General features: G+C 64.6%; 7 protein-coding genes. 1 reads left to right on the plus strand and 6 read right to left on the minus strand.

The window, feature by feature from the left end:
• Positions 1–60 precede the first annotated feature (60 nt).
• Positions 61–225: a DUF3309 family protein gene (locus RAD10_RS11985; RefSeq protein WP_007595743.1), complete on the minus strand. Its 165-nt coding sequence runs from the start codon at positions 223–225 to the stop codon at positions 61–63.
• 180 nt (positions 226–405) lie between these two features.
• On the opposite strand from RAD10_RS11985, the gene RAD10_RS11990 reads away from it, so the two are divergent.
• The gene (locus RAD10_RS11990) at positions 406–723 is read left to right on the plus strand and encodes a polyhydroxyalkanoic acid system family protein (RefSeq protein WP_092253683.1); all 318 of its coding nucleotides are present in this window, start codon (positions 406–408) and stop codon (positions 721–723) included.
• Between the two features lie 2 nt (positions 724–725).
• Here RAD10_RS11990 and treY read toward each other — a convergent pair whose 3' ends face one another.
• Genes treY through treS form a run of 5 tightly spaced genes read right to left on the minus strand, consistent with a single transcriptional unit; the run spans position 726 to position 12,777 of the window.
• Positions 726–3,512, minus strand: a complete 2,787-nt coding sequence (gene treY, locus RAD10_RS11995; protein WP_461617630.1) for a malto-oligosyltrehalose synthase — start codon at positions 3,510–3,512, stop codon at positions 726–728.
• 1 nt (position 3,513) lies between these two features.
• Positions 3,514–5,265: a malto-oligosyltrehalose trehalohydrolase gene (gene treZ, locus RAD10_RS12000; protein ID WP_461617631.1), complete on the minus strand. Its 1,752-nt coding sequence runs from the start codon at positions 5,263–5,265 to the stop codon at positions 3,514–3,516.
• Positions 5,262–7,340 (minus strand): glycogen debranching protein GlgX, encoded by a 2,079-nt coding sequence (glgX, locus tag RAD10_RS12005; RefSeq protein ID WP_461617632.1) that lies wholly within the window; start codon positions 7,338–7,340, stop codon positions 5,262–5,264. The genes treZ and glgX overlap by 4 nt, the downstream gene beginning before the upstream one ends.
• A gap of 3 nt (positions 7,341–7,343) precedes the next feature.
• Entirely contained in the window at positions 7,344–9,491 is a 2,148-nt protein-coding gene (gene glgB / locus RAD10_RS12010; protein WP_461617633.1) for a 1,4-alpha-glucan branching protein GlgB, read from the minus strand.
• Complete coding sequence (treS, locus tag RAD10_RS12015; RefSeq protein WP_461617634.1) at positions 9,484–12,777, minus strand: maltose alpha-D-glucosyltransferase; 3,294 nt, start codon at positions 12,775–12,777, stop codon at positions 9,484–9,486. The genes glgB and treS overlap by 8 nt, the downstream gene beginning before the upstream one ends.
• Positions 12,778–12,782: the final 5 nt, after the last annotated feature.

Consider the following 12,782-nt stretch of genomic DNA (forward strand, 5'->3'; position numbering starts at 1 on the left):
ATTACGACGAATAGGTGGGCACGGCGCAAGAGCGCCTTTGCCACCCTACGAGTCCTCGTCCTAGATCCGTCCCAGCAGCAGCAGGATCAACAGGATGACGATGACCAGTCCGAGGCCGCCGCCGCCGTAATAACCGGTGCCGTAGAACGGGCCGCCGCCGATGCCGCTGAAGCCGCCAAGCAGGGCGATGACCAGAATGATCAGAATGATCGTACCGATTGACATGCGAATCTCCTCAGCCCTTCGATGAAAGGGTCGTTTGCACCTGTCCCCTTGTGCGAGGGCAACTTGCCGCAGGTTTTTAAGTTCCGGTTTTGAAACAGAGCCACAGGTCCAAGTTGCATGGAACCTTTGCCGCTTCGTCCGGCATGACTATGTGAGGATCGATCATCACGGGGCAAGGCCATGTCAGCACCGCTTGTCGTTTCTATCCCGCATCGTCTCGGCCGCGAAGAGGCGGTGCGCCGGCTCAAGACCGGGCTCGGCCGGGCGGCAGCCAGCATTCCGGTGATGCAGGTCGAGGAGGAGCGCTGGACCGGCGACAGCATGGCCTTTCGCATTCGCGCGCTCGGGCAGATCGCGACGGGTCAGGTCGACGTCGCCGAAGACCATGTCAAGGTCCAGGTGGTGCTGCCCTGGCTGTTGCAGCGCTTTGCCGAGATGGCGCAGGCCACGATCAAGAAGCGCGGGCAGTTGCTGCTGACCAAGGACGACGGAAAGTAGCTTCAGGCGCGCACGCGCGGCCGAGCGGGCCTGATGGCGTTTGCCGTGCGGGCCTCGATGACAGCGGCGGGAAAATCACCGAAAGCCTGCGTGACCGGCAGTTCGTGGCCCTCATGGCCCGTTGCGGCATAGCCCGTGATATCGACGGTCGCGTCAATTCCCTCCAGCGCGGGCCATTCCCGGCCCGCTTGGGTGAACGGCGCGAACTGGCGTCCGACCACGACGATCGCCGCAGCGCGACCATGGCGCCGGGCGTAGGCAATGACATGGTCGGCATGTGCGCCGCGCACCGCCAGCGGCTGATAGTCGCCTTGAGCGAAGACGTCGGCGAGTTCATTGCGCAGCTTGAGAAGACGCCGTGTCCAGGTCAGCTTGAGCAGGCCGTCGGGCCAGCTCTTGATCAGGCCGCGCCAATCCGGATCGTCCAACGAATTCAGCGCCGCGTGCCGCGCGCCAAAATCGACCGGGCGGCGGTTGTCGGGGTCGACCAGCGACAGGTCCCAGAACTCGGTGCCCTGATAGAAGTCGGGCACGCCGGGCAGGGTCGCCTTGAGGGTGAGCTGGCTCAGAGAATTCAAGGCGCCGAGCAGCGCCAGGCGCCGGGCCAGCGTTTGCAGTGCCTCCAGGAATTCGCCGGATAGTGCGGGATCGAGGATCTTGTCGATGAAACCCTTGACGCCGTTCTCATAGGCTTCATGCGGGTTGAGCCAGCTCGTCTCTTCCTTGCCCTCGCGCGCGGCCTTCAGCGCATAGGCCTGGATGCGCTCGACGAAGCCGGCATCGACCGGTCCCTGCAGCGGCCAGGCTCCGAGCAGCGTCTGGTAGAGCATGTATTCGAACGTCGCCGACGGCGCTCGGTAATTGCCGTGGAGCGTGAGGTGCGGCGCGTTCAACACCTTCCAGCGCGCCACTGCGCTGGTCCATTCGCCGGGAATCTCGCTGATCGCCGCGATGCGCGCGCGGGCGTCCTCGCCGCGCTTGGTGTCGTGGGTGGCGGTCGCCGTCATTCCCAGCGGCCATTCCCTGGCGCGGGCCTGCATGGTCTCGTGGAAGGCGGAAATCGTGAGCCCGGTGCTGGCGGGATCGCCGCCGACCTCGTTCAGCGCGAGCAGTCGGTGGAATTGATAGAACGCGGTGTCCTCCAGCGACTTCGCCATCATCGGCCCGGTGAATTGCTGCACCTTCAGCGCGAAACGACGCACGCGCGGGGCGCTGTGCGGGGGGCGACCGGGCTTGAGCAGGTCCATGGTCAGCGCGTCGCGCAGGAAGTCGAAGATGCCTTCGTCCGCGGCGAACCATTCCGCGCGGGCGCGCGCGATGGTGTCGTCGATCAGCTTGCGGTCGGGCGCGGTCGGGCCGCTGTTGGTCAGATAGGTGCGGTACACCGGGAAGTGCAGCACATAGAGCTCGAGCGCCTGCCGCAGGCTGTCGGCGGAGAAATCCCGGGTCGAGTAATGCCCGTTGGCGATGCGCGCGAGCAGGCGGGTCAGCACGGTGAATTCGCTGGTCAGCAGCGTCTCCAGCACGCGCCGCTTGGCGTCCTTGACGTAAGGCGCAAGCCGCGGCGGCCGGTTGCTGACCTGCCGCCAGGTCTCGTCCAGCGCCGCCAGGCCCCCGGCCTCGACCAGTGCATGGGTGATGACGTTCATCCATTCATAGCCGGTGGTGCCCTGAACGCCGGCGAAATGCGGCAGGCGTTCGTGCTCGCACAGGATTTTTTCGATCACCGTGTAAAACGGCTTAGTATTTCCTTGCGCGTCGCGCACCAGCCGGCGCAGCCGCTGGCAATATTGCGCGGGGTCGCGCAGGCCGTCGATGTGATCGAGCCGGATGCCCTGCAGCTTGCCGCTGGCGATGAGCTGCTTCACCAGCCGGTGCGTGGCGGCGAAGGTGCTCGCGTCCTCGACGCGCAGACCCGCGAGCCCGTTGACGTCGAAGAAGCGGCGATAGTTGATATCGCTGGAGGCGAGCCGCCAGTGCCCGAGCTTGTAGTGCTGGCGTTCCAGCAGATGATGCAGGGCGAGCGTCTGCGCGGGACGGTCCTTGGCGGCACGATAGGCGGCAAGGCCGCGTGCGATGATTCCGGCGGCACCAGGGATCTCCCTGAGCTCGGCCTTGAATGCCGGTGCCTCCTTGCGGTTGGGACGGCGCAATCCGGTATAGCGCTCCGCGAGCGAGAGCAGGCGTTTGCCGGCCTCCGTCTCGGCGGCATCCGCTTCCTTCACGATCATGCGCAGCATCTCGCCATAGCGCTCCGGCGCGACGGGCAGGCGATGCTCGAAATACCAGGCGGAAAAGCTTCCCTGGTCCGAATCGTAGCGCAGCTCGATGTCGCCGCGCTCGAGCGCCTCGCCATAGGATGCGCCGAGGATGGGCAGCAGCACGCCGCCACGGGCGCGGTAGGCGAGCTGATCCCAGTCGATGTCGAAGGAGACAGCGTGGGGCGAAGCCTGGCCCCATTCCAGCACGTCGAGCCACCAGGGATTGTCGGCAAAATGCACGCCGACATGGTTGGGTACGAAGTCGATGATGAGGCCGAGGTCGTGCTTGGTCAGCGCCTCGCTCAGCCGGGCGAAGCCGGCCTCGCCGCCAAGCTCCGGATTGAACTGGCTGTGATCGACGGTGTCGTAGCCATGGGTCGAGCCCTTGCGCGCTTTCATCACCGGCGAGGCATAGAGATGCGTGATCCCCAGCGCCTTCAGATAGGGCACCACCGCGGCCGCCTTGTCGAAGTCGAAATCCGCGGTGAGCTGAAGCCGGTAGGTCGCGAGCGGAATGGCGGGAGGCATCCTAACCTCCGAGGCGCCAGACCACCGACCAGGGCGGAAGCCGGTCGCCGGTCTCGCCGCCCCAGATCGGCGTACCCGCGCTGACATTGCAGACGATCTCGTGGTCCGACATGTTGGCGGTCAGTCGCAGCACGGTGCCGTCGCCCATGCGCCAATGCGCGGTGAGCAGGCCGCTGTCGGCCGCCTCGGCCTCGCCGAAACTCGCGCCCCTCAGCCGCGGCATGATCTCCTTGCGGCGAAGCGCGAGCAGCTCCCGGACCAGCGCGAGCCGCGCGCCCTGCTGCGGCGTGCGGCTGGTCCAGTCGAGCACGGCCGATTGCAGCGTTGCCGGATCGAGCGGGTCGGGCACCTCGTCGCCGTACTTCTCGTAAGCCCAGGCATATTCCTGCTTGCGCCCCTTGCGGACGGCATCGGCCAGTTCGCCGTGGAAATCGCAGAAGAACGGGAAAGGCGCCGTGGAGCCCCATTCCTCGCCCTGAAACAGCATCGGCACCATCGGCGCGAGCAGGGTCACTGCAAGCGCCGCTTCGATCTGCTGCGATGATGCCAGGCTCTCGAGCCGGTCGCCGAGCGGACGGTTGCCGATCTGGTCGTGGTTTTGCAGGAAGTTGACGAAGGTCGCCGGCGGCAGCTTGCCGCTCGGCTCGCCGCGCGGCTTCTTGCCCCAGAACTCCGAAACCTCGCCCTGGTAGACGAAGCCGGAGGCCAGCGCGCGGGCGAGATCGAGCCGCGGCGTTTGGTAATCCGCGTAGTACCCGGCGAGCTCGCCGGTCAGCATCACGTGCCAGACGTGGTGATAATCGTCGTTCCACTGCGCGCGATATTTGCCGTTCGGCGGCTCCTGCGCCGCGTCGAGCAGGCTGGCGCGATTGTCGCCGTTCTCCAGCACGAGATGGATGTGCCGCCCCGTGGCCTTGGCAAGCTCGCCGGCCGCGACGCTGAGGTCCTGCAGCATCGACTGCTCGCCGGGGATTGCCATGATGTGATTGGCGGCATCCAGCCTCAGGCCGTCGAAACGGTAGTCGCTGAGCCAGGACAGCGCGTTCTCGACCGCGAATGCGCGCACCTGCGGCACGCGATAGTCGATCGCACTGCCCCAGGGTGTGTGCGCGTCGGTGAAGAAGGTCGGCGCATAGCGGCCGAGATAATTCCCCTCGGGCCCGAAATGATTATAGACGACGTCGAGCAACACCATCAGCCCGCGCAGATGCGCTTCGTCGATCAGCGCCTTCAGGTCTTCGGGCCGGCCATAGGCGCTGTCGGGCGCGTACCACAGCACGCCGTCATAGCCCCAGCCGCGGCGCCCGGCGAAATCGGCCAGCGGCATCAATTCCAGCGCGGTGATCCCGGTTGCAACGAGATGATCGAGCTGGTCGATCATGGCGCGGTAAGTGCCTTCGGAGGTGAAGGTGCCGACATGGGTCTCGATCAGCACCGTCTCTTCCCAGGGCCGGCCGCGCCAATCGCGCGCGCGCCACGAAAAGGCGTCGTGATCAATCACCTCGCTCGGGCCGAACACATCCTCGGGCTGAAAGGCCGAGGCGGGATCGGGCACCTCGATCTCGTCGTCGATCTTGAACTTGTAGGGACTGCCGGCGGTGAGGCCGGAAATATCCGCCACGTACCAGCCATCCTGCCGGCGCTGCATCGCGTGTCTTCGGTCGAGCAGGAGGTCGACACGGCGCGCGCCAGGCGCCCACAGTCGGAACGACACGCCGTCCTTTGTCGGCCTCGCCCCGAAGGATGGCCTCATAGCGCCCCCGCGAAGGCGAGCACGGAGCGCGGCGGGGCCTTGCTGTCGCTCCCGGGCGGGAACTCGACCGTATTCAGCTTGGCATCGGTCGTGTTCAAGATCTGCTGCCAGCTCTTGTATTCGGTCATTTTGGGCAATTTGAATGCGATCTCTTCGGGGGCGGCGTTCAGTACGATAAAGATCGCGGCCCCACCCGGTTCCACCGGGCCCATCACATAGGAGAGGAATCTTCCCTCCGGGAATTTCCAGTCGTTCTCCGTCATTTCGTCGCCCGCAGGTGTCAGCCACAATGCGCCGTACGACACGCCGTCTGCGGGGCGGCCGTCGAGCCAGCGATGGCTGCGAAGCTGCGAGAACCGGCGGCGGATGTCGGCGAGATGGCCGACGAACTCGACCATGTCGTCGCCCTCCTTGCCGAGATTGTCCCAGCCAACCCAGCCGATCTCGTTGTCCTGGCAATAGGCGTTGTTGTTGCCGGATTGCGAGTTGCCGACCTCGTCGCCCGCGAGGATCAGCGGAACGCCCTGCGCCAGCATCAGGCAGGCCAGCACGTTCTTGCGAAGCTGACGGCGCAGGGCGATGATATCAGGATCGTCGGTCGGGCCCTCGACACCGCAATTGTTGCTATGGTTGTCGTTGGAGCCGTCGCGGTTGTCCTCGCCGTTGGCCTCGTTGTGCTTCTCGTTGTAGCTGAAGAGGTCGGCGAGCGTGAAGCCGTCGTGGACGGTGATGTGATTGATGCTGGCGCGCGGCCGTCGTCCGTCATGGTTGAACAGGTCGGAGGATGCAGTCATCCGGCTGGAGATGTCGCCGATCAGGCTGCCTTCGCCGCTCCAGTAGCGGCGCATGGCGCTGCGATAGCGATCATTCCATTCCGACCATTGCGAGGGGAATGCGCCGACCTGGTAACCGCCGAGGCCAAGGTCCCAGGGTTCGGCGACGAGCTTGACCGTCGCGAGCACCGGATCCTGCCGGATCGCGGTCAGGAACGAGATGCCGCGATCATAACCGTTCGGTCCGCGCGCGAGCGTGGTGGCAAGGTCGAAGCGGAAGCCGTCGACGTGGCAGACCTCGACCCAGTAGCGCAAGGAATCCATCACCATCTGCAGCACGCGCGGATGGGTGAGATTGACCGACGAGCCGCAACCGGTGAAGTCGTCGTAATAGCGCGGGTTCTCGCGGTTGAGCCAGTAATAGGAGGCGTTGTCGATGCCGCGGTAGCACAGCGTCGGGCCGAGATGGTTGCCTTCGGCGGTGTGGTTGTAGACGACGTCGAGCATCACCTCGATGCCGGCATCGTGCAGGCGCGCCACCGTGGTGCGGAAGGAGTCGAGCGCATTGTCCTGGGCGTAGCGTAGCTCCGGCGCGAAGAAGGAGAGCGAGTTGTAGCCCCAGTAATTGGCGAGCTTCTTCTCCACCAGGATGCGGTCATCGACGAAGCTGTGCACCGGCAGCAGCTCGACCGTGGTGACGCCGAGCTTCTTCAGGTGCTCGATCATCGCTGGTGAGGAGAGCCCGCCATAGGTACCGCGCAGGTTCGGCGGAACGTCGTCGCGCTTCTGCGTCAAACCCTTGACGTGGGCCTCGTAGATGACGGTGTCTTCCCAGGGGATGTTGGGACGAATCTCGCGGCGCCCCCAGTTGAAGGTCTCGTCGACCACGACGGCCTTGGGCATGCCGCGGGCATTGTCGCGCCGGTCGAAGGACAGATCCTCGCGCGGGCTCCCGGTGCGGTAGGCAAAATGCGCATCGCTCCAGACCAGGCGTCCCGCGAGCCGCTTGGCATAGGGATCGAGCAGCAGCTTGTTCGCGTTGAAGCGGTGGCCGTGCTCGGGCTCGTAGGGGCCGTGCACGCGATAGCCGTAGAGTTGCCCCGGCGAGACGTCGTTGAGATAGCCGTGCCAGACATCCTCGGTTTTTTCAGGCAGCTCGATGCGCTCGAGCTCGCGGCGGCCTTGCGCGTCGAACAGGCAGAGTTCCACCTTCTGTGCGTTCGCCGAGAACAGCGCGAAATTGGTGCCGCGTCCGTCCCAGCTTGCGCCGAGGCGTGCAGGCGATCCAGCAGTCAGGCGCATGTGTCAGCTTTCCGGAACGAGGAAGATCGCGGCGAGCGGCGGAATGGTGAGGCGGAGCTCGGGCACCTTGCCTTCAACGGCATGAACCTCACCGATGTTCCCGACATTGCTGCCGCCATAATGGGCGGAGTCCGAATTGAACACTTCCTTCCACTTGCCGGCAAAGGGCACGCGAACGCGATAGTTGCGATAGACATTGGGAGAGAAGTTGATGATGACGAGACACCGCGCCTGCTCGTCGAATCCCTTGCGCAGCCATGCGAACACGTTGCGGTTGGCGTCATCCGTGATCAGCCATTCGAAGCCGGCCTGGTCGCAGTCCATCTGGTGCAACGCCGGCACCGCGCGATAGAGCCGGTTGAGGTCGCGGATCAACGACTGGATGCCGGAATGATACTTGTATTCGAGCAGGTGCCAGTCGAGCGACTGGTCGTGATTCCATTCGCGGCTCTGGGCGATTTCCGCGCCCATGAACAACAGCTTCTTGCCGGGATGGCCGAACATGAAGCTGTAATAGGCGCGTAAATTTGCAAAGCGCTGCCACTCGTCGCCGGGCATGCGGCCGAGGATCGAGCGCTTGCCGTGCACGACCTCGTCATGCGAGAGCGGCAGGATGAAGTTTTCCGAGAAGGCGTAGTGCAGGCCGAACAGGATGTCGCCGTGGTGGTGCTTGCGATGGATCGGATCCTTGCTGATGTAGTTCAGCGTGTCGTGCATCCAGCCCATGTTCCACTTGTAGCCGAAGCCGAGCCCGCCGAATTCGACCGGGCGCGAGACCTGCGGCCAGGCGGTGGACTCCTCGGCCGCCGTGGTCGCCTGCGGGAAGCGCGCGAAGACTTCCGTGTTGAAGCGGCGCAGGAAGTTGATGGCCTCGATGTTTTCGCGGCCGCCATATTGGTTCGGGATCCAGGCGCCGGGCGGCCGGCTGTAGTCGAGATAAAGCATGGACGCGACGGCATCGACGCGTAAGCCGTCAATGGCATAACGCTCCATCCAGAACAGCGCATTCGACACCAGGAAGTTCGTCACTTCGGTGCGGCCGTAATTGTAGATCAAGGTGCCCCAGTCGAGGTGGCGGCCCTGGAGCGGGTTGGCGTGCTCGTAGAGCGCGGTGCCGTCGAAACTGCCGAGCCCGTGCGGATCGTCCGGGAAGTGACCGGGCACCCAATCGAGCAGCACGCCGACCCCTTCGCGGTGGCAGGCATCGACGAGCGCGGCAAAATCCTCCGGCGTGCCGAAGCGGCTGGTCGGCGCATAGAGGCCGGTCGGCTGATAGCCCCAGGAGCCGTCGAAGGGATGCTCGCTCACGGGCAGGAATTCGAGATGAGTGAAGCCCATGTCGCGGGCATAGGCCGGCAACTGTTCGGCCAGCTCGCGATAGGTCAGCCATTCATCGCCGTTCTTGCGACGCCATGAGCCGAGATGGACCTCGTAGATCGACATCGGCGCCGACAGCGCGTTGATGCCGTCGGGCGCCGGGCGCGGCCGTGGCAAATGCGTTTCGTCGAACACGATAGAGGCCGTCTTCGGACGGACTTCGCTGGCAAAGGCCATCGGGTCTGATTTCAGCGGAAGCAGATGGCCGTGCGGGCCGATGATCTCGAACTTGTAGTGAGCGCCGGCTTTGGCATGCGGAATGAACAATTCCCAATACCCGGCGCCGCGCACCCGCATCGGATGGCGCCGTCCGTCCCAGAAATTGAAATCGCCGACCACGGAAACGCGGCGTGCGTTGGGCGCCAGCACCACGAAGCCGATGCCGTCGATGCCCTCGAGCCGCATCGGATGCGCCCCGAGCTTGTCGTAGAGGCGCTGATCGGTGCCTTCGCCGAGCAAATAGAGGTCGAAATCGGTCAGGATCGGCGGAAAGCGGTAGGCGTCCTCGAACTCGACAACGTTGCCGCCGAATTTTGCGCGCAGCTGATAGTGCTTCGAGCCATTGGGCAGGGCGCCGATGAACAGGCCGGAATCGTGCACGCGGTCGAGCGGAGCGACTTCGCCATGCTCGCCGATTGCCTCGACATTTGAGGCCTCGGGGAGAAAAGCGCGCACCACGCTTTTATTGCCCTCGGGATGCCGTCCGAGATAGTGAAAGGGGTCGGAGTGGCGGCCCTCGATGATCGCATAGGCCTCGGCAGGCAGTTTAGGCATGGGCTTCGCTCCCGGCACTGGACAGAATGCGAAGCAGTCCGGTCAGCGGCGCATGGAGCCCCTCAGGCCGGTTGGACAGCTCGTACTCTACTTCATCGAAGGCTTGATCAAGCAGGAAAAACCTTAACAGGCCTTCCGCGGATTGCCGATCCTCCGGCCATAGCCGTCGATCGGTCACGGCCTCGCGATAGGCGGACAGGAAGGTCGCGGCGGTTCGCTCGCGCCATTCGTCGAGCGCGGCGGTGATCCGGCCCTGCTCGTCGGAAGCACCCGTGAGCGCACGGCTCAGCGCCGCGTTAACCGAAAGATCGATCGAGCGGATCAGGCCGGCGACGTCGCGCGCGGCCGGCGCCTTGCGCCGCTTGTCGGCCAGCGGCAGACGCGGATCGCCGTCGAAGTCGATGATGAAGATATCGTCCTTCACGATCAGAGTCTGCCCGAGGCGGAAGTCGCCATGATGACGGATGTTCAGCCCGCCGATCCCGGAAGGCAATAGCGCATTCAGGTGGTCGGGCAGGGACGCGCGCACGGCGGCGAGCCGGTCGATCAGCGGCCGGTCCGCCTCCCGCAGGCCGTCGCGGCTGTCGGCCAGCCGTTCGAAAATCCGCTCGGCCCGCGCCTTGAGGTCGGACACAAATCGTCTGGCGTGTGCAGAGCCGATCGGCTCGGGAGCGAGATCGTGCGGCTCTGCCGCCGCCAGGGCGACATGCAACTCGCCGAGCCGCCGACCGATCTGCGCGATGAAGTGCAGATAAGGCGCTTGCTCCTGGGTCTCGCGCGGCGCTTCGCCTGCTGACAACACGCGTTGCTCGTCGATATAGCGATCGAGATAACCCGTGGTCACGGTCCAGCCGTCACCCTGGTTCTCGACATAGGCATGGAGCACGCCGAGCGTGCTGCGCTGATCGCCTTCGACCAGCTCGACGCTGCCGAGCAACGCCGGCGTATTGGCAAAGCGCGCGACCTCGGTGAGATAATGGCCGATCTCGATCTCGGGATTGATGCCGCCTTCGAGCTGGCGATAGAGCTTGGCGACGTACTGGTTGTCGACCAGCGCGGTGCTGTTCGATTGCTCGATCGCGCGGATGCGTTCTGGCTCCTTGATGGTGTAATCCGCGAAGCGGCTGGTCGCCTTGAACTCCAGCCGCAGATTGTTCTCTTCCACCACCAAATTCTGCGACAGGTTGCGCAGGAACAGGCCGATGAAGATCTGATCGGTCGCCACGTCTAGCAGCGTGCCTTCGCGCGCGCCCTGGCGCACGGCGGCGAGTGCCCTCGGGTTGAAGCGCTCGCGGTCGAAGCGCACCCACTCGATCTGCATCGGCAGCACGTAGCGCGACGCGGCGTCCTGGTCGGCCTTCTCGAAAAAAGCGATCCAGGGCCTGTTGTCGCCGATGTCGCAGAACGGCACCGCCGAGGTCAGCGTGGTCTTGATCTGCTTGGGATTGTGCTCGGGATACCACCGCGTCCGTGACAAGAATCCCGGCAGCACGTCGCGCTCGAACACGCCGCGCTCGCGGGCGAGCGACACCCAGTTCGAGTTCACCGGCACTACCAGCGTCTCGAACTCCGGCACCGCGCGCGGCGTCACCGGCTCGGACTTGTCGCGCTCCTGGAGCTGGAACCAGTAGAAGCCGTAGGGCCCCAGCGTGATCATGTAGGGCAGTTCTCCGATCGCGGGGAAGCGGGTGCGGCCGAGCATCTCCTGCGGGATCCGGTCCTTCCACGGCGACAGATCAAGCTCGGTCGCTTGCGCGGCGCGCGACAAATTGGCAACGCAGAGGATCACCTCGTCGCGGTATTGGCGGACATAGGCGAGCACGGCACGGTTGGCCGGGCGGATAAAGGTCATGGTGCCGCGGCCGAAGGCGAGCGTCGACTTGCGCACCGAGATCAGCCGCTTGGTGGCGCTGAGCAGCGACGACAGGCTGCGCGACTGCGCTTCGACATTCACGGATTCGTAGCCGTAGACGGGGTCCATGATCAGCGGCGCGTAGAGGCGGGCCGGGTCGCAGCGCGAGAAGCCGCCGTTGCGGTCCGGGCTCCATTGCATCGGCGTGCGCACGCCGTTGCGGTCGCCGAGATAGATGTTGTCGCCCATCCCGATCTCGTCGCCGTAATAGATGATCGGCGTGCCGGGGAAGGACAGCAGCAGGGAGTTCATCAGCTCGATCTTGCGCCGGTCATTGTCCATCAGCGGCGCAAGGCGCCTGCGGATGCCGACATTGATGCGGGCGCGGGGATCGTTGGCGTAGGTGGTCCAGAGATAGTCGCGCTCGACGTCGGTGACCATCTCCAGCGTCAGTTCGTCGTGGTTGCGCAGGAACAGCGCCCATTGGCAGCTTGCCGGAATGTCCGGCGTCTGGCGCAGGATGTCGGTGATCGGAAAGCGGTCCTCCTGCGCGATCGCCATGTAGATGCGCGGCATCAGCGGGAAGTGGTAGGCCATGTGGCACTCGTCGCCACGGCCGAAATATTCCTGCACGTCCTCCGGCCATTGATTGGCCTCGGCCAGCAGCAGCTTGCCCTTGGAGTAGGAATCCAGCTCGTGGCGCAGGCGCTTGATGATCGCATGCGTCTCGGGAAGGTTCTCGTTCGAGGTGCCCTCGCGCTCGCACAGATAGGGAATGGCATCGAGCCGGAAGCCGTCGACACCGGCGTCCAGCCAGCGCTTCATCACCTGGATCAGCGCGCTGACCACGCGCGGATTGTCGAAATTAAGATCCGGCTGGTGCGAGAAGAAGCGGTGCCAGTAGAAGGCGCCAGCCTCGTGATCCCAGGTCCAGTTCGACTTCTCGGTGTCGGTGAAGATGATCCGCGTGCCCTGGTATTTCTGGTCGGTGTCGCTCCAGACATACCAATTGCGGGCGCTGGAGCCCGGATGGCTGCGGCGCGCGCGCTTGAACCAGTTGTGCTGGTCCGAGGTGTGGTTGACGACGAGCTCGGTGATGACGCGCAAGCCCCGCTTCTGCGCTTCCTGGATGAAGCGCTTGAAATCCTTCATGGTCCCGAAATCGGGATTGACCGAGCCGTAGTCGGCGATGTCGTAGCCGTCGTCACGCCCGGGCGAGGGGTAGAACGGCAGCAGCCACAGCGCGGTGACGCCGAGCTCCTGGAGATAGGGCAGCTTCTCGGTCAGACCGGCGAAATCGCCGATCCCGTCATTGTTGCTGTCGGCGAAGGCCTTGACGTGGAGCTGATAGATAATGGCGTCCTTGTACCAGAGCTCATCCACGATCTCAGCAGCCTCAAGCTTCTTGGTGTCGACGGAAGACAGAACATTCATGGCGT

The sequence above is a fragment of the Bradyrhizobium sp. 23AC genome, from assembly GCF_054863025.1.